Source organism: Eubacterium ramulus, assembly GCF_003122485.1.
Lineage (GTDB): Bacteria > Bacillota > Clostridia > Lachnospirales > Lachnospiraceae > Eubacterium_I > Eubacterium_I ramulus_A.
The window spans coordinates 1-21,113 of sequence record NZ_JRFU01000108.1 but is presented as its reverse complement, the minus strand read 5'-3'; the positions used below and the strand labels follow the sequence as shown (position 1 = coordinate 21,113).

17 protein-coding genes and 1 pseudogene are annotated in these 21,113 nt (G+C 43.2%); 15 read left to right on the top strand and 3 right to left on the bottom strand.

Annotation, left to right across the window (positions count from 1 at the left end):
- From LG34_RS17155 to LG34_RS09710, 5 genes and pseudogenes are all read left to right on the top strand, one after another.
- Positions 1 to 123, top strand: a pseudogene (locus LG34_RS17155) (deoxyuridine 5'-triphosphate nucleotidohydrolase); the annotation flags it as partial.
- Between the two features lie 221 nt (positions 124 to 344).
- Complete coding sequence (locus LG34_RS09725; protein WP_109215904.1) at positions 345 to 1,457, top strand: ABC transporter ATP-binding protein; 1,113 nt, start codon at positions 345 to 347, stop codon at positions 1,455 to 1,457.
- Positions 1,458 to 1,574: 117 nt separating this feature from the next.
- The gene (locus LG34_RS09720) at positions 1,575 to 2,693 is read left to right on the top strand and encodes a PucR family transcriptional regulator (RefSeq protein WP_109215903.1); all 1,119 of its coding nucleotides are present in this window, start codon (positions 1,575 to 1,577) and stop codon (positions 2,691 to 2,693) included.
- Positions 2,694 to 2,812: 119 nt separating this feature from the next.
- The gene (locus LG34_RS09715; protein WP_109215902.1) at positions 2,813 to 4,468 is read left to right on the top strand and encodes a putative manganese-dependent inorganic diphosphatase; all 1,656 of its coding nucleotides are present in this window, start codon (positions 2,813 to 2,815) and stop codon (positions 4,466 to 4,468) included.
- An 85-nt stretch (positions 4,469 to 4,553) separates the two neighbouring features.
- Positions 4,554 to 5,120, top strand: a complete 567-nt coding sequence (locus tag LG34_RS09710) for a flavin reductase family protein (protein ID WP_109215901.1) — start codon at positions 4,554 to 4,556, stop codon at positions 5,118 to 5,120.
- Positions 5,121 to 5,249: 129 nt separating this feature from the next.
- On the opposite strand, the gene LG34_RS09705 is transcribed toward LG34_RS09710, so the two are convergent.
- Genes LG34_RS09705 through LG34_RS09695 form a run of 3 tightly spaced genes read right to left on the bottom strand, consistent with a single transcriptional unit; the run spans position 5,250 to position 7,856 of the window.
- Positions 5,250 to 5,765 (bottom strand): DUF4364 family protein, encoded by a 516-nt coding sequence (locus tag LG34_RS09705; protein ID WP_109215900.1) that lies wholly within the window; start codon positions 5,763 to 5,765, stop codon positions 5,250 to 5,252.
- A gap of 17 nt (positions 5,766 to 5,782) precedes the next feature.
- Complete coding sequence (locus LG34_RS09700) at positions 5,783 to 6,697, bottom strand: TIGR01212 family radical SAM protein (protein ID WP_109215899.1); 915 nt, start codon at positions 6,695 to 6,697, stop codon at positions 5,783 to 5,785.
- A gap of 4 nt (positions 6,698 to 6,701) precedes the next feature.
- A complete protein-coding gene (locus tag LG34_RS09695; RefSeq protein ID WP_109215898.1) occupies positions 6,702 to 7,856 on the bottom strand; it encodes an NAD(P)-dependent malic enzyme in 1,155 nt (384 codons plus the stop codon).
- A 238-nt stretch (positions 7,857 to 8,094) separates the two neighbouring features.
- On the opposite strand from LG34_RS09695, the gene lepA reads away from it, so the two are divergent.
- The 10 genes from lepA to LG34_RS09645 all read left to right on the top strand — a co-directional run.
- The gene (gene lepA / locus LG34_RS09690; RefSeq protein WP_330427455.1) at positions 8,095 to 9,903 is read left to right on the top strand and encodes a translation elongation factor 4; all 1,809 of its coding nucleotides are present in this window, start codon (positions 8,095 to 8,097) and stop codon (positions 9,901 to 9,903) included.
- Between the two features lie 83 nt (positions 9,904 to 9,986).
- The gene (gene hemW / locus LG34_RS09685) at positions 9,987 to 11,270 is read left to right on the top strand and encodes a radical SAM family heme chaperone HemW (protein ID WP_109215896.1); all 1,284 of its coding nucleotides are present in this window, start codon (positions 9,987 to 9,989) and stop codon (positions 11,268 to 11,270) included.
- A 308-nt stretch (positions 11,271 to 11,578) separates the two neighbouring features.
- Positions 11,579 to 12,622, top strand: a complete 1,044-nt coding sequence (gene hrcA, locus LG34_RS09680) for a heat-inducible transcriptional repressor HrcA (protein ID WP_330427456.1) — start codon at positions 11,579 to 11,581, stop codon at positions 12,620 to 12,622.
- A 38-nt stretch (positions 12,623 to 12,660) separates the two neighbouring features.
- Positions 12,661 to 13,272: a nucleotide exchange factor GrpE gene (grpE, locus tag LG34_RS09675; RefSeq protein ID WP_109215894.1), complete on the top strand. Its 612-nt coding sequence runs from the start codon at positions 12,661 to 12,663 to the stop codon at positions 13,270 to 13,272.
- Between the two features lie 73 nt (positions 13,273 to 13,345).
- Positions 13,346 to 15,223, top strand: a complete 1,878-nt coding sequence (gene dnaK, locus LG34_RS09670; RefSeq protein ID WP_109215893.1) for a molecular chaperone DnaK — start codon at positions 13,346 to 13,348, stop codon at positions 15,221 to 15,223.
- A gap of 171 nt (positions 15,224 to 15,394) precedes the next feature.
- Positions 15,395 to 16,567, top strand: a complete 1,173-nt coding sequence (gene dnaJ / locus LG34_RS09665; RefSeq protein ID WP_109215892.1) for a molecular chaperone DnaJ — start codon at positions 15,395 to 15,397, stop codon at positions 16,565 to 16,567.
- A gap of 119 nt (positions 16,568 to 16,686) precedes the next feature.
- The gene (locus tag LG34_RS09660) at positions 16,687 to 18,396 is read left to right on the top strand and encodes an ABC-ATPase domain-containing protein (protein WP_109215891.1); all 1,710 of its coding nucleotides are present in this window, start codon (positions 16,687 to 16,689) and stop codon (positions 18,394 to 18,396) included.
- A 321-nt stretch (positions 18,397 to 18,717) separates the two neighbouring features.
- A complete protein-coding gene (gene prmA, locus LG34_RS09655; protein WP_109215890.1) occupies positions 18,718 to 19,668 on the top strand; it encodes a 50S ribosomal protein L11 methyltransferase in 951 nt (316 codons plus the stop codon).
- Positions 19,669 to 19,670: 2 nt separating this feature from the next.
- Positions 19,671 to 20,420 carry an RsmE family RNA methyltransferase gene (locus LG34_RS09650; RefSeq protein WP_109215889.1) on the top strand — a complete coding sequence of 250 codons (750 nt, stop codon included), beginning with the start codon at positions 19,671 to 19,673 and terminating at the stop codon, positions 20,418 to 20,420.
- Positions 20,414 to 21,113: cysteine desulfurase family protein (locus LG34_RS09645; RefSeq protein WP_431602611.1), on the top strand; the 700-nt coding region annotated here is incomplete at its 3' end. The genes LG34_RS09650 and LG34_RS09645, both read left to right, overlap by 7 nt.

Below are 21,113 nucleotides of genomic sequence, written 5' to 3'. Positions count from 1 at the left end.
AATGTAAATGATAGAATCTGCCAGTTCCGTATTGTGGAAAATCAGCCACAGATCGTTTTTGAAGAGGTGGCATCTCTGGGAAATGCAAACCGTGGCGGTTTTGGAAGTACCGGAAAACAGTAAGTTACCGAATGGTTTCGTTAAAATGACGAAATGTGGAAACGACATATAGTCAATATACTGAAAAATTGTGAGAGGTGAACAAAAAACTGGCAGAAATACCAAGGTTTTCATGTGAAATTTGTGACAATACCCGATGACAAAGCGTACAGAATTTGTTAGTATAAGTGCATAGCAAAACAAGGCGTTTTGTGGAGAATTATTTTATGGAGGGTAATTAAAAAATGGCAGAATTATCATTAAAACATGTCTATAAGAGATATCCAAACGGTTTTGAGGCAGTAAAAGACTTCAATTTGGATGTGGCAGATAAAGAGTTCATCATCTTCGTTGGACCATCCGGATGTGGTAAATCTACAACACTTCGTATGATCGCTGGTCTGGAGGAAATTTCAGAAGGTGAGTTCGATATTGATGGAAAGAGAATGAACGATGTTGAGCCGAAGGACAGAGATATCGCCATGGTATTCCAGAACTATGCTTTATATCCTCATATGACAGTATATAACAACATGGCATTTGCTTTAAAATTAAGAAAAGTGCCAAAAGATGAGATTGATAAAAAAGTTCGTAACGCAGCAAGAATCCTGGACCTTGAGAAATTACTGGATCGTAAACCGAAAGCTCTTTCCGGTGGACAGAGACAGCGTGTTGCCATGGGACGTGCTATCGTGCGTGAGCCGAAAGTATTCCTGATGGATGAGCCGCTTTCCAACCTGGATGCAAAATTAAGAGTACAGATGCGTTCCGAGATTTCTTCCTTACATCAGAGACTTGGCGCAACAATCATCTATGTAACACATGATCAGACTGAGGCTATGACACTTGGTACCAGAATCGTTGTTATGAAAGATGGCGTGATCATGCAGGTAGATTCTCCACAGAAACTGTACAATGAGCCGGACAACCTGTTCGTTGCAGGATTCATCGGATCTCCGCAGATGAACTTCTTAGATTGCGTATGCAAGGTAGAAGGCGATAAAGTAACACTGACAAGTGGTGATGCTACCTATGTAATGCCAGCAAACAAAGCAAAAGCATTAAAAGATGGCGGATATGACGGAAAAACAGTTGTATTTGGTATTCGTCCGGATGATATGGATGATGAGCCAGAGTATCTGCAGAAACATGCTGATTACACAATCAAAGCAAAATGTACCGGATACGAGCTGCTTGGTTCTGAAGTATTACTTTACTACACAGCAAATGGTGTTACAATGACAGCAAAAGTTGATTCCAGTACACCTTGCCGTTACGGTGATGATGTGACAGTTGCATTTGATATCAACAAAGGTCATATCTTTGATAAAGAGACAGAGCAGGTTATTTCTCACTAAGAAGTGTAACATGCAGAATTATGCATAAGGATGAAAAGTGTACAGATGGTGCACTTTTGCAATAGAAAACTGGGTATGAGTTTCATACCCAGTTTTCATTTTAAGGAGGGATAGACATTGGAACAACGTTTGCCCGGAAAAAAACTGGCACAGGCGTTAAAGGAAATGAAACAGATCTCCCGTATGGATTTTGTGTTGTTCAATAAAAAGGGGAAAATGCTGGCGTCTACGGTACCTGATCTGGAGGAAAAGGTTCAGGAGCTGGTTGTTTTGTTTGCAAAATCTATGGCAGACAGTCAGACGATCCAGAATTGGATCTTTTTAAAAATTGAGATCAATGATCAGACAGAAAACATTTTGCTTGCAAGCAATAATGGAGCCGGTGATGCTTCGTATGTCATCGGACAGATGGCATGCTGCCAGATCCGGAATCTTTATCTGGCAGCACAGGAGCCGACGAATGAAATTAATTTCCTGAGACAGCTGCTAAATGGTGAATTTTCCGAACAGCAGATTCAGGAAAAAAGGCATCAGATCCGAATGAAGAACGGAACTTACATGATTTTCGTGATCCAGTTTGCAGATGAACAAAATGAGATTATTCTGGAAATGCTGAAAAACATGTTTGTGGTATATGGGGTGGATTATCTGATCGACGTGGATGATAAGAAAATGGTGCTTATCAAAAATGTCCGTGGAATTGATGTGGAAAACGATCAGTTTGCCAGACGGATCATCGACAACTTACAAATGGAAGCTATGTGTAATGCATGGGTTGGATATACCGATGCCGCAGAAGATTTTGTATTGTTTCATGAAAAATATCGCCAGGCATCTATGGCACTTAAGGTCGGAATGGTGTTTTCTGATGATGAACGGGTGTTTTATTACAGGAGACTTGGACTGGGACGTCTGATCTCACAACTTTCCGTAGAGATGTGTGACCTGTTTCTGAAAGAAGTGTTGGGAGATCATGCGGATATGGAACTGGATGAGGAAGCAATGGCGACGATCCGTCAGCTGTTTGACAATAATCTGAATATTTCAGAGACTGCCCGCCAGCTATATATTCACCGCAATACGTTGGTGTACCGTCTGGAGCGGATCGAGAAGAAGATTGGGCTTGATATTCGTACGTTTGAAGATGCCATGTTGTTTAAAATTGCAATGATGGTAAGAACTCACAGAAATAGCATATTAGGTAGTTGCCAAAATAAAAATGAAGTGATAGAATGAAAAAATACCCAGTGACAGAAATGCACTGGGTAGTTACACGTTTACTAATTGACTTAATGAAGCTGGGAATGGAAGAGGACTGTTCCCAAAATAAAGGGTATAGGAGAGCAACCGATAATATGGCTATAGAGAAAAAGAAGAAAGTATGGGTCGTCGGTCATAAGAATCCGGATACAGATTCTATCTGTGCGGCGATTGCATATGCGAATTTAAAGAATCAGTCAGACGAAGGGCGTTATGAGGCAAAACGTGCGGGAGAATTAAATGAAGAAACCAAATATGTGCTGAAGACTTTTGGGGTAAAATCTCCTGGACTCATCACAGATGTAGGTGCACAGGTAAAAGATATTGAGATCCGCAAAACACCGGGTGTCAGCGGAAAAATTTCCCTGAAACGTGCATGGGAAATGATGAAAGAACAAAATGTTGTAACTTTGCCGGTTACAGATGGAGAGAACAATCTGGAAGGTCTGATCATTACCGGCGATATTGCAACTTCCTATATGGATGTCTATGATAACAGTATTTTGTCCAGAGCGAAAACGCAGTATCAGAATATCGTTGATACACTGGAAGGTCAGCTGCTTTGCGGAAACGAACACGCTTATTTTACGAAGGGAAAAGTTGTGGTTGGTTCTGCAAATCCGGAGACGATGGAGCAGTTCCTGGATGATGACGATCTGGTTATCATGGGTAACCGTTATGATGCGCAGGTTTGTGCGCTGGAATGTAATGCAAGCTGTCTGATCATTGCTGGAAGCCCACAGGTGCCAAAATCCATTATTAAGATGGCAGCAGAGAGAAATTGTGTGGTCATTACCACAGATTATGATACTTATACAGCGGCACGTCTGGTGAACCAGAGTATGCCGATCAAATTCTTTATGCGCAGAGACCAGCTTGTTACCTTTGAACTGGAAGAATACATTGATGATGTGCGGGAAATCATGTCAAAAGAGAAACATCGTGACTTCCCGGTTTTGGATACTGATGGAAAATATGTCGGAATGATTTCCAGACGAAACCTGTTGAACATGAAGAAAAAACAGCTGATCCTGGTGGATCATAATGAGAAAACACAGGCAGTTGACGGAATCGGCGGTGCTGATATTCTGGAGATCATTGATCACCACAGAATCGGAAGTCTGGAGACTATGTCACCGGTATTTTTCCGTAATCAGCCGCTTGGATGTACTGCAACGATCATTTATCAGATGTATCGTGAGCAGAATGTGGAGATCAACAAAACCATCGCAGGACTGCTGTGTTCTGCAATTTTGTCTGATACACTGATGTACCGTTCTCCTACCTGTACACCGTTAGATAAGGCTGTGGCAGAGGAACTTGCAGGAATTGCCGGAATCAATACTGAGGAGCATGCAAAAGCGATGTTCCAGGCAGGAAGTGATTTCGGAAGCAAGACACCGGAAGAAATCTTCTATCAGGATTTCAAGACATTCAGTCAGAATGGTGTAGATTTTGGTGTAGGTCAGATCAGTGCCATGACACAGGATGAACTGGATCAGGTCAGAGACAAATTGCTTCCGTATTTGCGTGAAGCAATGACAGAAAGAAAAATCGAGATGGTATTCGTGATGCTGACCAATATCATTGAGGAGACAACCTATCTGATCTGTGAGGGAGAGCATGCGGATGAACTGGTGGAGAAAGCATTTCCGGTTCATAAAGAAGGCGCATACCATGTGCTGAGAGGCGTTGTATCCAGAAAGAAACAGTTAATTCCGATGTTCATGTCTGCAATGCAGGATCAGTAAAGCATTTTGAAAGAGATTTTTCGGAACTTTTCAGAAGATCCGGAAAGGATATGGATAGAACGTTTGAAAAAAACAGGAGAGTAATATGGAAAGAGAATTTTGGAAACCGGGAAATATGCTGTATCCGGTACCGGCAGTTATGATCAGCTGCAAGCGTCCGGAGGAGAGACCGAACATTATTACCGTGGCATGGGCAGGAACCATCTGCTCTGATCCGGCAATGGTGTCTATTTCCGTGCGAAAAGAGCGTTATTCTTATGATATTATCAAAGAAACCGGCGAGTTTGTGATCAATCTGACAACTAACGATCTGACGTTTGCTACCGATTATTGTGGTGTCAAATCCGGCAGAGAGGTAGACAAATTCAAAGAGATGCATCTGACTCCATGTGAGTCCAAAACCATCGCGGCACCGGGAATTGCAGAGAGTCCGGTCAGCATTGAATGCAAAGTAAAACAGATCATTGAGCTTGGTTCCCATGATATGTTTCTGGCAGAGGTGTTTGCAGTTTCTGTCAATCCAAAATATATGGATGAGAAGGGCAAATTCCATCTCAATGACATTGGACTGACTGCATATTCTCATGGAGAATACTTTGAACTTGGGAAAAAAATCGGTTCCTTTGGCTATAGTGTGAAAAAGCACAAATAAGGATAACTGCGTATTCAAAGAATCTGTAAACAGGATTTAAGCGTAATAGTAAAAAGCATATATAAAAAGAACGTATCATTTTCAATATAATGTCATGCAGACAAGAGGTTGAAATGTGATACGTTCTTTTTATTTGAGCAAAATGTCCATTAATGTTTCATAAATCGGGAAATGATTCTTTTTCCAGTTCTGACAGACCGCTTCTGCCTGCTGTCTGCCAGAAACATGCAAGGTCAGATCCACGATATCTGTCTCCAGATTCCGGATACGGCAGCGCACGGCATATCCTTCCCCGGGAACCTTATAATAATCGGCATAGACAGAAGTTTCCTGCTTCAGATCAAAATCATGCTCCACAAAATAAGTGCGGATATCTTCTTTGATGGCATCCGATATTTTTACATGGAAAAATCCAAGCGTCTCCTGTCCATACGGTGTAATCCGGTAACGGGTATTGTTATGAGTAGATTCTGCAGTGATCAACTGAGAAGAAATCAGGTCAGACAGAATCTCCTGAACCGTAAAATAATTCGTATATTCTTTTTCCAGAATAAAGTTCGTGATCTGTGTGTTGGTCAGTGGATATTCCACCTGATTTAACATATACAGAATCATCACACGATACATGGTATGTAAATCTGCCATAGCTTGCTTCCTTCTTTCTACGTAAAATCAGCGCCCTGATAAGTATCGCGTTCTCTGAGTCTTTTATGAATGGTGTTCAGCACCCGTTTCTTATCTGTGCTCCATAATGGTGCCACCAGAAGCTTGCGCGGACCATCGCCGGTAATTCTGTGGACGACCATAGATGGTGGGAGATGTTCCAGGCAGGTTACAATGAAATCACAATATTCTTCCATCGAAAAAAGCGGAAATGGATGCGCTGCATAATAATCAGCCAGATCTGTGTCCGATAACACATGCAATAACTGCAGTTTGACACCGGAAATCCCGGAATGTGCCACATAGTCGACGGTTTCTAATATCTGTTCGGTTGTTTCGCCGGGCAGACCGAGAATGACATGCGTGACCACAGCAATATTCCGATGTTTCAGCTCTGCAACTGCCTGTTCATAGCAGGAAAGAGAAAATTCCCTGCGGATAAAAGCAGCAGTTTCATCGTGAATAGTCTGAAGCCCAAATTCGATCCATACAGGTTTTATCTCATTCAATTCCGATAAAAGAGTAAGGATTTCCGGTGTGATACAATCCGGACGGGTGGCAACAGAGAGAACGACGATGTCAGGATGCAGAATTGCTTCCATAAATAGTGGACGGAGATAAGAAACCGGCGCATAGGTATTCGTATATGCCTGAAAATAAGCAACAAATTTGCGGCATTTTGTTTTGGCAGCGAGCTTTTTACGACCAGCTTCGATCTGTTCCGTCACAGACAGCAGACTGCTTTCTGCAAAATCACCGGAACCACCGCGGCTGCAGAAGATACAGCCGCGGGTCCCTTTTGTCCCGTCACGATTCGGGCAGGTCATGCCGCCATTTAAAGAAATACGATATACTTTTTCACCGAAAGTTTCTTTTAAATAAGTATCCAGCGAATAATAGCGGTTTGCATTCATAATCTTATGCTTCGATGTGAGATTTTACTGCCTGGCTGACAACATCTGCAACACGCGGATCAAACGGCTCCGGCATAATAAAATCTTCGTTTAATTCTTCGTCGCTGACAAGTCCGGCGATGGCTTTGGCAGCAGCGAGTTTCATTTCCTCTGTGATCTGACGTGCATGTCCTTCCAGAGCACCTTTGAAGATACCTGGGAATGCGATTACGTTATTTACCTGATTTGGAAAATCGCTTCTTCCTGTTCCAACGACTTTTGCTCCGGCAGCTTTTGCAACATCTGGCATGATTTCCGGAACCGGGTTTGCCATAGCAAAGAGGATAGCGTCTTTGTTCATAGAAGCAACCATTTCGGCAGATACGATATTCGGAGCAGAAACACCGACAAAAATATCAGCACCGCGCAGAGCATCTGCTAACGTACCGGTTTGGTTTTCTAAGTTTGTTACTTCTGTCATTTTCTGCTGCATCCAGTTCAGATCCGGATAATCTTTGCCAATGATACCAAGTTTGTCACACATGGTTACGTGTTTGAAACCATAGGTGAGCAGTAATTTTGTGATGGCAACTCCGGCAGAACCGGCACCGTTTACAACAACGCGGCAGTCTTCTTTTTTCTTTCCTGTCACGCGCAGACCATTGATGATACCTGCAAGGACAACGATGGCAGTACCGTGCTGATCATCGTGGAAAACCGGGATATCCAGCATGGATTTTAATTTTTCTTCGATCTCAAAACATCTTGGTGCAGAGATATCTTCCAGATTGATGCCGCCGAAAGTCGGTGCAATGTTTGCAACGGTACGGATGATCTCATCGGTATCCTGTGTATCCAGAACGATCGGAACTGCATTTACATCTGCGAATTCTTTGAACAGTACACATTTTCCTTCCATAACCGGCATAGCGGCAAGGGCACCGATATTTCCAAGACCGAGAACAGCACTTCCGTCGGAAACAACGGCAACGGTATTTGCTTTCATTGTGTAGGTGTAAGCAGCAGCAGGATCTTTTGCGATAACTTTACAAGGCTCTGCAACACCCGGTGTATAGGCAAGGGATAAATCTTCGCGGGTTTTTACCGCAGATTTTGCTTCAGTGGTAAGTTTTCCGTTCCACTGTTTATGTAATTCTAAAGCTTTTTCATTAATATCCATTTTCTTTGCTCCTTTGCATTCGTTTCCTGCCTATCATACCATCAAAAAAAAGACAAATCAAGGAATCGAAGATAAGGAAATGAAAAATGTGATTTATTTTAGGGGAACTTACGTAAAACTTGCTATTTCCCGGGTTCGATGTTAAAATCATAATTAATATTGGGATGTTAGGCGCATCCGTAAATGAATTGTAAAATAAATTGCATAAAACAGATAACAAACATATGGAGGAATTTTAGTGATAGATCAGAGTAAAATCAGAAATTTTTGTATTATTGCACATATTGATCATGGTAAATCTACCCTGGCAGACCGAATCATCGAGATGACAGGTTTGCTGACCAGTCGTGAGATGCAGTCTCAGGTGTTGGACAATATGGATCTGGAGCGTGAGCGTGGTATTACCATCAAAGCGCAGACCGTTCGTATTATTTATAAGGCAAAAGATGGGGAGGAGTATATCTTCAACCTGATCGACACCCCAGGTCATGTGGATTTCAACTATGAGGTTTCCCGAAGTCTGGCAGCCTGTGACGGCGCAATTCTTGTTGTGGATGCGGCGCAGGGTATCGAGGCACAGACACTGGCAAATGTATATTTGGCGCTGGATCATGATCTGGATGTTATGCCGGTTATTAATAAAATCGATCTGCCAAGTGCGGATCCGGAGCGTGTCATTGAGGAGATTGAGGATGTCATTGGACTGGAAGCACACGATGCACCGCAGATTTCTGCAAAAACAGGTCTGAATGTAGATCAGGTTCTGGAACAGATCGTGGAGAAGATTCCGGCTCCGACCGGAGATCCGAAGGCTCCGTTACAGGCGCTGATTTTTGACTCTTTATATGATGCGTACAAAGGTGTTATTGTCTTTTGCCGTATCAAAGAGGGAACCGTCCGCGTCGGTACACCGATCAAAATGATGGCGACAGGAGCAACGGCAGACGTTGTGGAAGTTGGTTATTTTGGTGCCGGTCAGTTTATTCCATGTGAGGAATTATCTGCCGGTATGGTAGGTTACATTACGGCTAGTATTAAGAATGTACAGGATACCCGCGTGGGTGATACGATCACAAATCGTTCCAATCCGTGTGCAGAGCCGCTTCCGGGTTACAAGAAAGTAAATCCGATGGTTTACTGTGGTCTGTATCCGTCCGATGGCGCTAAATATCCGGATCTGCGTGATGCGCTGGAAAAACTGCAGTTAAACGATGCAGCGCTTCAGTTTGAACCAGAGACATCTGCGGCACTGGGATTTGGTTTCCGTTGTGGATTCCTAGGATTATTACATTTGGAAATTATTCAGGAACGTTTGGAGCGTGAATACAACCTGGATCTGGTAACGACAGCACCGGGCGTTATTTACAAAGTACACAAGACAGATGGAACCGTGATGGATTTGACAAACCCATCTAACATGCCGGATCCGTCTGAGATTGACTATATGGAAGAACCGATGGTAAGTGCAGAAATCATGGTAACCAGTGAGTATATTGGCGCCATCATGGATCTGTGTCAGGAGCGCCGTGGTATTTATATTAGTATGGAATATATGGAAGAAACGCGTGCGCTGATCAAATACGATCTGCCGTTGAATGAGATCATTTATGATTTCTTTGATGCGTTGAAATCCCGTTCCAGAGGATATGCTTCTTTTGACTATGAGATGAAAGGCTACACCCGTTCTGATCTGGTAAAACTGGATATCCTTATTAATAAAGAAGAAGTGGATGCGCTTTCCTTTATCGTATTCTCTGGCAGTGCGTATGAGCGTGGTCGAAAAATGTGTGAGAAGTTAAAAGAGGAGATCCCGCGTCATCTGTTTGAAATCCCGATTCAGGCAGCAGTCGGTGGAAAAGTTATCGCCCGTGAGACTGTTCGTGCTATGCGCAAAGACGTACTGGCAAAATGTTACGGCGGCGATATTTCCCGAAAGAGAAAACTTCTGGAGAAACAGAAGGAAGGTAAAAAACGTATGCGTCAGGTCGGAAATGTAGAGATTCCGCAGAAAGCGTTTATGAGTGTTCTGAAACTGGATGATAAATAAGAAACAGGTTACGTTAATTTATATGCATATTCGTAAATGGCTGCGAGAATGATGTAAAATAGCGAATTTATTAGAGGGAACATATGAAAGAATTAGAATTATATTTTCATATTCCTTTTTGTGAACGAAAATGTGCATACTGTGATTTTTTATCTGCACCGGCTGATCCGCCGGTGCGGATTTCTTATATAAAGAAGTTACAGGAAGAAATTGCATATTATGGTCCACAATTTAAGGAATATCAGGTGAGCAGCATCTTTTTTGGCGGCGGTACACCAACGATTCTGGAAGGGTATCAGCTTGCTGCCATATTAGAGACGGTAAAGAAGTATTTTCATTTAGTGGCAGATGCTGAGATTACTGTGGAATGTAATCCGGGAACATTGACAGCAGGAAAGGCGGAAAAACTGGTGCAGGCGGGATTTAACCGGCTTAGTATGGGATTACAGTCCGCGGATGACAGAGAATTGCAGCTTTTGGGGAGAATCCACAATTTTGCGCAGTTTCTGGAAAGTTATGATCTGGCACGAAAAGCCGGGTTTGAAAATATCAATGTGGATCTGATGTCGGCGCTGCCGGGACAGACACTGAAAAGCTGGCAGAATACGCTGCAAAAAGTGACAGCTTTGCGCCCGGAGCATATTTCTGCATACAGTCTGATTATTGAGGAAGGTACACCGTTTTATGAACGTTTTGCGGAAGATGAGCAAATTCGGGAGGAAGGCGGGCATCCGAGACTGCTTCCAGAGGAAGATGTGGAACGTCAGATGTATGAACTGACGGAGGCTTTTTTGCATACGAAAGGGTATGAGCGGTATGAGATATCTAATTATGCGAAGCCGGGATATGAATGTCGGCATAACTGCGGTTACTGGATCAGAAAAGATTATCTTGGACTGGGACTTGGCGCATCTTCATTAGTGGAACATCAAAGGTTTCAGAACACGTCGAATCTGAAGGAATATTTGGAACAGGAATACATTTCAGCAGATCAGACTTGTTTGAATCAGAAGGGAATGGATGAACAAAATGAGTTGGATTGCCGATTATCCGGGAACGAAACTGTGTTGCCGAAGAAAAAAATCGTATTACAGCAAGAGTGTTGCAGAGAGCATCATATCCATATAGAAACATTGGACAAAAAATCCGAGATGGAAGAATTCATGTTTCTGGGGCTGCGTCTGATGGCAGGAATCTCCCGGCAGCAGTTTGAAACAACATTTCAGGTAACACTGGACAGTGTCTATGGTGAGGTACTTCGAAAATTAAAGAGTGAACAGCTGATCGAAGAAATGGCAGGCTATGTGCGTTTGACGGAACATGGTATAGATGTCAGCAATTATGTACTGGCGGAATTTTTGTTGTAATTCTTATTATATATAATGTGATATGTAATACAGAATGGCATTGAACAAGACAGAAGAATAAGTATAGAAGAAAGAAGAATAAGTATAGAAGAAAAAGGATTGATTTGTTACAAACGATTGTGGCAGATGAATCCTTTTTGCATGTGATAGATGCTGTTCAAAAGGATGATTTGAAAAAATATGAAAAAAATAAAAATAGATGTTGACAAAGAAAAACGATAGTGCTACATTAGGTAATGAAGATATTAGCACTCCAAACGGTTGAGTGCTAACAAGAAAAAAGCATCAATTACAGGAGCATGAAACACATGAGCGAAGGATTGGACGAAAGAAAAACGAAAATTTTACATGCAATCATTCAGACTTATCTGGAAACAGGTGAGCCGGTTGGTTCCAGAACGATCGCGAAAGCGTCTGATCTGAATCTCAGTTCTGCAACGATCCGTAACGAGATGTCAGATCTGGAGGAACTTGGATACATTGTTCAGCCGCATACTTCAGCAGGACGTATTCCATCGGACAAAGGGTATCGATTTTATGTAGATCACCTGATGGAGGAAAAAGATCATGAGATTTCCGATATGAAGGAATTTGTGATCGAGAAAACGGAGCGTATGGAATTTGTATTAAAACAGATCGCGAAGATGCTGGCAGCAAATACCAATTACGCGACAGTGGTATCCGCACCGCAGACCCATCACGGAAAAGTGAAATTCATTCAGCTCTCCACCGTGGATGAGGAACAGGTTCTGGCAACCATCATGCTGGATGGTAACATCGTAAAGAATAAGATCATCCGCACAGAGGAGACACCGGATCAGGAAACCATGTTGAAGTTAAACATTTTGCTGAACGGAAGTTTAAATGGTCTTGCACTTGAGGATATCAACCTTGGAACGATTTCCAGATTGAAAGAGCAGGCGGGTATCCACAGTGCCATGGTAAGCGATGTGCTGGATGCAGTTGCTCAGGCGATTCAGGAAGACGAAGACCTTGAGATTTACACCAGTGGAGCAACCAATATCTTCAAATATCCGGAGTTGAGTGATTCCGAGCGGGCAAGCGAGCTGATCAGTGCTTTCGAAGAAAAGCAGGAGTTCAAAGATCTGTTTACTGTCGACAAAGAAAACGGAAATCCGGGAACCGGCATTCAGGTGTACATCGGAAACGAAAGCCCGATGCAGGGAATGAAAGATTGCAGCGTGGTTACCGCCACTTACGATCTTGGAAAAGGAATCCGCGGAACCGTCGGAATCGTCGGACCGAAACGTATGGATTACGAAAAAGTAGTTGACAACCTGCGGACCTTAAAGGTTCAGCTGGATGACATATTTAAAAAGACAGATGAGTAGTCATTGAGAGATGATGAAAACGGAAAGGTGGGATTTCGATGGCAGAGGGTAAAAACATCAGTCCGGAAGAAATGGAAGAAGAAATTTTAGAAAATGAAGAAATAAATGATGCAGCTGAGGAAGAAACAGTAGAAGAAGCTGAGGAGGCTGCAGCAGAAGAACCGGAAGCCGGAAAAGAAAAAGGCTCTTTCTTCAAAAAGAAAGAGAAGAAAGATAAAAAAGATGAGAAAATCGAAGAGCTTACAGACAGAGTCAGAAGACAGATGGCTGAGTTCGATAACTTCCGTAAGAGAACAGAAAAAGAAAAGACCCAGATGTTTGAGACCGGTGCAAAAAGTATCGTAGAAAAAATACTTCCGGTTGTTGATAACTTCGAACGTGGTCTGGCAGCTGTCACTGAGGAAGAAAAAGGATCTCCTTTCGTAGAAGGTATGGAAAAGATCTACAAACAGATGATGACCATGTTGGAAGAAGCAGGAGTAAAACCAATCGAAGCGGTTGGTCAGGAATTTGATCCGAATCTGCATAACGCAGTAATGCATATCGAGGATGAGGAGTTTGGCGAGAACATCATCGCTGAGGAATTCCAGAAAGGTTACACATACCGTGACAGCGTGGTTCGCCACAGCATGGTAAAAGTAGCAAACTAATCAGTCATTAACGATTATTCGTTAAATATAAAAACAAGTTTATTTTTGAAACAATAGATAGGAGGACATAATTATGAGCAAGATTATTGGTATCGACTTAGGAACAACAAATAGCTGTGTAGCAGTTATGGAAGGTGGTAAACCGGTAGTTGTAGCAAATACAGAAGGAGCAAGAACAACACCATCAGTAGTAGCTTTTACAAAAACAGGTGAGAGACTGGTTGGTGAGCCGGCAAAACGTCAGGCTGTTACAAATGCAGAAAAAACAATCTCCTCTATCAAGAGAGAGATGGGTACAGATTATAAAAAAGAGATTGACGGAAAGAAATATTCTCCGCAGGAGATTTCCGCAATGATCCTTCAGAAATTAAAAGCAGATGCTGAGAACTACTTAGGCGAGAAAGTATCTGAGGCTGTTATCACAGTTCCGGCATACTTCAATGATGCTCAGCGTCAGGCAACAAAAGATGCTGGTAAGATCGCAGGTCTTGATGTAAAACGTATCATCAACGAGCCGACAGCAGCAGCTTTAGCATATGGTCTGGACAATGAGAGCGAGCAGAAGATCATGGTTTATGACCTTGGTGGTGGTACATTCGATGTATCTATCATTGAAATCGGTGATGGCGTTATCGAAGTATTATCTACATCCGGTGATAACAGACTTGGTGGTGATGACTTCGACCAGAAGATCACAGACTACATGATCGCTGAGTTCAAAAAACAGGAAGGTGTAGACCTTTCTACAGATAAAATGGCTCTTCAGAGATTAAAAGAAGCAGCTGAGAAAGCGAAAAAAGAGCTTTCTTCCGCAACAACAACAAACATCAACCTTCCGTTCATCACGGCTACAGCTGAGGGACCGAAACATTTCGATATGAACCTTACAAGAGCTAAATTTGATGAGTTAACACGTGATCTGGTTGATAGAACAGCAGTTCCGGTACAGAACGCATTAAAAGATGCTGGCTTAACAGCTTCTGAACTTGGTCAGGTACTGTTAGTAGGTGGTTCTACACGTATCCCGGCTGTACAGGATAAAGTAAAACAGTTAACAGGTAAAGAGCCAAGCAAATCCCTGAACCCGGATGAGTGCGTAGCAATCGGTGCTTCTATCCAGGGTGGTAAACTTGCAGGCGATGCAGGTGCCGGTGAAGTATTACTGCTGGATGTAACTCCACTTTCCTTATCCATCGAGACAATGGGTGGTGTAGCTACAAGACTGATCGAGAGAAATACGACAATCCCGACAAGAAAGAGCCAGATCTTCTCTACAGCAGCAGATAACCAGACAGCTGTAGATATCAACGTAGTACAGGGTGAGCGTCAGTTCGCTAGAGATAATAAATCCCTTGGTCAGTTCCGCCTGGATGGAATCCCGCCAGCACGTCGTGGTGTTCCGCAGATCGAGGTTACATTCGATATCGATGCAAATGGTATTGTAAACGTATCTGCAAAAGATCTTGGAACAGGCAAAGAGCAGCACATCACAATTACAGCAGGATCTAACATGTCTGATGACGAGATCGATAAAGCTGTAAAAGAAGCAGCAGAGTTCGAAGCTCAGGATAAGAAGAGAAAAGAAGCAATCGATACAAGAAACGATGCTGATTCCTTCGTATTCCAGACAGAGAAAGCTCTTGAGGAAGTTGGAGCAGGCGTATCTGATTCTGAGAAAGCAACTGTTCAGGCAGACCTGGATGCATTAAAAGCACTCCTTGAGGCGCATCCGGAAGCTGACAAGATGACAGATGCAGAGTTAGATGAGATGAAAGCTGCAAAAGAGAAATTAATGACAAGTGCTCAGCAGGTATTTGCTAAAATGTACGAGCAGGCACAGGCAGCACAGGGTGCAGCAGGCGCAGGTCCGGACATGAACGCAGGTGCTGGTCAGCAGGCAGCAGGCGGAGCAGATGATGATGTCGTAGACGCTGATTACAAAGAGGTTTAATCAGAAGTTAAACACATGCGGTTCATCGCAGTAAATGCAAATTGATAAATAACGCACCAGAGGGCGGAATGCCTTCTGGTGCATTGTTGGATTAATCTTCGAAGGAAAATTGCCCTTCGTGAGACCAGAAGATACAAAAATAGAGTAAAACATAAGGGATGGAGTTCAGATATGGCAGAACAGAAAAGGGATTATTATGAGGTGCTTGGTGTAGACCGTAGCGCAGATGATGCCACAATTAAAAAGGCATACCGCCAGTTAGCCAAAAAATATCATCCGGATGCAAACCCGGGAGACAAAGAAGCAGAAGCAAAATTTAAAGAGGCTTCTGAGGCTTATGCGGTATTAAGTGATTCAGAGAAGAGAAGACAGTATGATCAGTTTGGTCACGCTGCATTTGACGGTGGAGCAGGCGGCGCCGGAGCTGGTGGATTTGATTTTTCAGGCATGGATTTTGGCGATATGTTTGGCGATATTTTCGGCGATTTCTTTGGCGGCGGTTCCAGAAGAGGCGCATCCAATGGACCGATGAAAGGTGCCAACTTAAGAACCAGTGTCCGTATCACGTTTGAGGAAGCAGTGTTTGGCTGTGAGAAAGAAATTGATATGGTACTGAAAGATGAATGTACGACTTGTGGTGGAACAGGAGCAAAACCGGGTACTTCTCCGGAGACATGTACAAAATGTGGCGGAAAAGGTAAAGTTGTATTTTCCCAGCAGTCTCTGTTCGGCATGGTTCAGAACGTTCAGACCTGTCCGGAATGTAATGGATCCGGTAAGATCATCAAAGATAAATGTACTTCCTGCCGTGGAACCGGTTATACTTCCAGCAGAAAGAAAATCAAGGTTTCCATTCCGGCCGGAATCGATAATGGACAGAGTGTTCGTATCCGTGACAAAGGTGAGCCGGGTGTCAATGGCGGACCGCGTGGTGATCTGCTGGTAGAGGTTATCGTATCCTCACATCCGATCTTCCAGCGTCAGGATATGAATATTTATTCTACAGCACCAATTTCTTTTGCGCAGGCAGTATTAGGCGGCGAGATGAGAATCAGCACCGTACACGGCGATGTGCTTTATACTGTAAAACCGGGTACACAGACAAACACAAGAATCCGTCTGAAAGGAAAAGGTGTTCCATCTCTTCGTAACAAAAATATTTGTGGTGATCAGTACGTTACCCTGGTGGTACAGGTACCGACATCCTTAAGCGCAGAGGCAAAAGATGCACTGAGAGCTTACGATGCATTAGCAGGTGATTCCCTGAATACAGCGTCTGAAGAAGGTGTAAAGCAGGAGAAACATCACAAAAAGAGAGGTTTCTTTAATAAAAAAGAAGATTAGTTCTCATAAATAATTGTTACTGTAATTATCTGAAATAAGAAATTCAGAGGGAATCTGGATGATAGAAAACAGATGATGACAGAACTGAAAAACAGATTGAAAATAATATAGGATTACGGATGTATAATAAAACAGATTTAAAAAATAAATTAGAATCAATTCATCGAAAAAGTTATCCGGCATACAAGTCACTGAGGGGAAGCTATACCTTCGGTGACTTTGTGCTGTCTATCGATCATGTACAGGGCGATCCTTTTGCGGCACCGTCCTCCCTGCATGTGGAACTTCCGTTGGCAAAAGCGGGATTTCCAGAGAAATATTTTGAAGGAAGACATACAAAAACAGCGTTAGAGGATCTGATCTTACGCAAGTTTTCCAGAGCATTGGATCAGTACAGTTTTAAGGCAAAAGGTTCTGGAAAAAGCGGATTGATCTCTACTAGCAGACCGGGACCGGAAGTTATGCGCCGGACAGCGGTAGAATTTACAGAAAAATTGCTGATTGTGAGGTTTGAAGTTGGTTTTCCGGCAAATGGACGTACGATCAATGCGCAGGAACTGGAGAAAATCTTACTGGATTTTCTGCCGCAAATCGTGAAAAAGTGTCTGTATTATCAGGCGTGGGATAAGAGGCTGGTTCAGGAAGGTTTTGAACTGGCGGAAAATCAGCAGAAGATTCGTGAAGTGTTAGAAGAACGAAAACTGGTGGCATTTTGTGCAAATGGAAGTATTCTGCCACGAAAGAGCGGTGTGTCCAGCCAGCCGTTAAAAGATGCGGTGGCATTTGAGTCTCCAAAGAGTATGGAACTTGCCATTGATTTGCCATTTGGCGGCAGCATTTTTGGTATGGGAATTCCGGAAGGCGTGACGCTGATCATCGGCGGTGGTTATCATGGAAAATCCACGTTGCTGCAGGCTTTAGAACAAGGGGTATACAATCATGTGAAAGGTGATGGCAGAGAATATGTTATTACCAGAGTCAATGCGTTGAAGCTGCGTGCAGAGGATGGTCGTGCAGTCTCCAATCTGGATCTGTCCCTGTTTATTCATGATCTTCCAAATGGAAAGGATACGCACTGTTTTTCCACGGAGGATGCCAGCGGAAGTACATCACAGGCGGCAGGTGTTATGGAAGGAATCGAAGCGGGTACAAGTTGTTTTTTGATTGATGAGGACACTTCCGCAACGAACTTTCTTGTGCGGGATGCCTTTATGCAGCGTGTCGTCAGTGGAGAGCAGGAGCCGATCACGCCATTTATCGCCAGAGTGCGGGATCTGTATGAAAAAGCAGGAATTTCCACAATTCTGGTTGCGGGCAGCAGCGGTGCCTTTTTCCATGTGGCAGATACCATTATTCAGATGGACGCCTATCGACCGAAAGACGTGAAGGCCAAAGTACAGGAATTACTGCCGGAATATCCGTCGGTGGATTTTAAGTGCAATACAGAACCATTTGTACTTCCGTCTGAAAAGCGTATGTTTGAAATGGAGCGAAAGGCAAAACGACATGGCAGAGGAGACCGGGAAGAACGGATCAAGACAAAAGTAATGGGAACAGATGGATTTTCCATTGAGCATAATATGGTGGATCTGCGGTATGTGGAGCAGTTGATTGATTCCGAGCAGATGGCGGCTCTGGCAGCGATACTGAAATATATCGTGAAAAAAGGTGCGGTTTCTATGGAAATGCAGGTGTTGGTTGCGGAAATCTGCAGTCTGCTGGAGAAAAAAGGAATGACAGATTTTGTGGATGGAGCCCTTTCCTGCGGCTATGCATATCCGCGAAAAGAAGAAATTTTTATGATGTTGGATCGCTTCCGCAGAGGATAAAGTAGAAAAATGCACTGAAACATATTTTTGCAAAGAAAAAGTGGAATTATTAAATTTTCTATCAAAATTTTCGGTCAGACAAAAAAACTCTTGTCGAATGATAGGGTTATAGGGTAATATAAAAATATCTATGCATTGATGAGTCCTGTTTCTACGAGATTTGAAATGAAAATCCCGGGATTTCAGGACTAATCGGTATGTTCGGAACTATGAGAGCGCATAGCATTTTGTGAAAATATAGGAACTTATGCTGAGCAGAGTGATGTGCGAAATCTCATGTGCACTTAATATGAAATAATAAAATATGGAGGAATATGTACGATGAAATGGGATAAATATACAATTGAAACCACCACAGAAGCGGAAGATTACATCAGCAGTACGCTGGCAGATCTTGGTATCGAAGGCATTGAAATCGAGGATAATGTACCGTTGTCTGAATCTGATACTTCTAAAATGTTTATTGATATTCTGCCGGAACTTCCACCAGATCAGGGCATCGGTTATGTCAGCTTTTATCTGGAATCCGGAGAGGATCACAGCGAGAAGTTAAAAGAAGTGGCAGAAGCACTGGAAGAAATGCGCAGCTATGTAAATATCGGAAGCGGCAAGATCACAAGCAGCGAGACAGAGGATATCGACTGGATGAATAACTGGAAAGAGTTTTTCCATTCCTTTACGATTGATGATATTCTGATCAAACCGACCTGGGAAGAACTGGATCAGGCCGATCAGGACAAGATTCTGATTGAGATCGATCCTGGCATTTCCTTTGGAACCGGTAAACATGAGACCACACAGCTTTGTATCCACCAGCTTCGTAAATATATGAAAGCAGGCGATGAAGTGCTGGACGTAGGATGCGGAAGCGGAATCCTTTCTATCGTCAGCCTGAAACTTGGTGCAGGACATCTGACCGGTACAGATATTGATGAGGATTGCATTACCTCTACTTATGAGAATTTTGAGGTAAACCACCTGAGCAGAGAACAGGGTGATTTTTACGTAGGAAACCTGATTGATGATACAGAACTTCAGGAAAAAGTCGGAACAGAGAAATATGACGTTGTTGTTGCAAATATTCTGGCAGACGTTATTATTCCGATGGCACCGGTCATTCCGGCACGTCTGAAAAAAGATGGTGTATTCATTACTTCCGGAATCATTGACTTTAAAGAGAATGAAGTAAAAGAAGCGATTGAAAAAGCTGGCATGACGGTTCTGGAAGTGACACATCAGGGTGAATGGGTCAGCATTACAGCGAGGAAATAAGCATGTATCAGTTTTTTGTGGATGATTGCCAGATTGGTAAAGAATACGTGACCATCACTGGAAGTGATGTCAATCATATCAAAAACGTACTGCGTATGCGTCCGGGTGAAAAAATCCGGGTCAGCAGCAGCTCACGGGATATGTTTTGTGAGATTGCGGAACTGACTGATGATTTCGTGCAGGCAGACATTCTGGATGAGGAAGCGTCGGATACGGAGCTCCCGTCACAGATTTATCTGTTTCAGGGACTGCCAAAGGGCGATCGTATGGAGTATATCATTCAGAAATCGGTGGAACTTGGCGTGCACGAGATCATTCCGGTGGCAATGAAATATTGTGTTGTAAAACTGGATGCAAAAAAGGCCGGCAATAAAGTAAAACGTTGGCAGGCTATCAGTGAGAGTGCGGCAAAACAGTCCAAACGCAGCAAAATTCCGGAAGTGCATACCGTAATGAGTTTCAAAGAAGCGGTAGTGTATGCAAAGCAGCAGGATATGATTTTGGTTCCTTATGAAAATGAACGCGGTATGGAAGCAACCAGAGAAGCGTTAAAAAAGGTAAAGCCGGGACAGTCTATCAGTGTGTTTATCGGTCCGGAAGGCGGTTTTTCTGAGGAAGAGATTGAACTTTTGCGGCAGGATGCTGAGGTGCTTTCCCTTGGAAAACGAATTTTGCGCACGGATACGGCAGCAATCTGCACCATGTCCATGCTGATGCTGGAACTGGAAGAAAAAACGGAGGGAGAATGCTGACAATGGAAGCATATCTGGATAATTCAGCCACCACGAGATGTTCGGAGGCGGCAAAAAATAAAATGGTGGAAGCGCTGACGGTGGACTTCGGAAATCCGTCCTCTATGCATATGAAAGGTGTGGAAGCGGAAAAATATGTCAAAGAGGCAACCACAGCTATCGCAAAAACCCTGCGTTGTCAGGAAAAGGAGATTGTATTCACTTCCGGTGGAACAGAGTCCAATAACCTGGCAATCATCGGGACAGCACTGGCAAACCAGCGTGCAGGCAAACATATCATTACCACCAGCGTAGAGCATGCATCCGTGAAAAATACCATGCGTTTTCTGGAAGAAGAGGGATTTGAGATCACTTATCTGCCGGTAGACGCAAACGGTCAGATTTCACTGGAACGGTTGCAGCAGGAGCTGCGGGAAGATACGATCCTTGTTTCCATGATGATGGTAAACAATGAAATCGGTGCCTTAGAGCCAATCGAAGAAGCTGGAAAAATCATCAAAGATCACAATCCGGCTACGGTATTTCATGTGGATGCGATTCAGGCTTACGGAAAGTTTCAGATCATTCCGAAACGGATGCATATCGATCTGCTTTCTGTCAGCGGACATAAAATTCACGGACCGAAGGGCATTGGATTTTTGTATATCAAAGATAAGACAAAGATTCGTCCGATTTCCTTTGGCGGAGATCAGC

Excerpts from the sequence above, each read along its gene's own strand:
- LG34_RS09725 (WP_109215904.1), top strand. The coding sequence starts at position 345 with ATGGCAGAATTATCATTAAAACATGTCTATAAGAGATATCCAAACGGT.
- LG34_RS09715 (WP_109215902.1), top strand. The coding sequence starts at position 2,813 with ATGGCTATAGAGAAAAAGAAGAAAGTATGGGTCGTCGGTCATAAGAAT.
- LG34_RS09710 (WP_109215901.1), top strand. The coding sequence starts at position 4,554 with ATGGAAAGAGAATTTTGGAAACCGGGAAATATGCTGTATCCGGTACCG.
- LG34_RS09705 (WP_109215900.1), bottom strand. The coding sequence starts at position 5,765 with ATGGCAGATTTACATACCATGTATCGTGTGATGATTCTGTATATGTTA.
- LG34_RS09700 (WP_109215899.1), bottom strand. The coding sequence starts at position 6,697 with ATGAATGCAAACCGCTATTATTCGCTGGATACTTATTTAAAAGAAACT.
- LG34_RS09695 (WP_109215898.1), bottom strand. The coding sequence starts at position 7,856 with ATGGATATTAATGAAAAAGCTTTAGAATTACATAAACAGTGGAACGGA.
- hemW (WP_109215896.1), top strand. The coding sequence starts at position 9,987 with ATGAAAGAATTAGAATTATATTTTCATATTCCTTTTTGTGAACGAAAA.
- hrcA (WP_330427456.1), top strand. The coding sequence starts at position 11,579 with ATGAGCGAAGGATTGGACGAAAGAAAAACGAAAATTTTACATGCAATC.
- grpE (WP_109215894.1), top strand. The coding sequence starts at position 12,661 with ATGGCAGAGGGTAAAAACATCAGTCCGGAAGAAATGGAAGAAGAAATT.
- dnaK (WP_109215893.1), top strand. The coding sequence starts at position 13,346 with ATGAGCAAGATTATTGGTATCGACTTAGGAACAACAAATAGCTGTGTA.
- dnaJ (WP_109215892.1), top strand. The coding sequence starts at position 15,395 with ATGGCAGAACAGAAAAGGGATTATTATGAGGTGCTTGGTGTAGACCGT.
- LG34_RS09660 (WP_109215891.1), top strand. The coding sequence starts at position 16,687 with ATGTATAATAAAACAGATTTAAAAAATAAATTAGAATCAATTCATCGA.
- prmA (WP_109215890.1), top strand. The coding sequence starts at position 18,718 with ATGAAATGGGATAAATATACAATTGAAACCACCACAGAAGCGGAAGAT.
- LG34_RS09650 (WP_109215889.1), top strand. The coding sequence starts at position 19,671 with ATGTATCAGTTTTTTGTGGATGATTGCCAGATTGGTAAAGAATACGTG.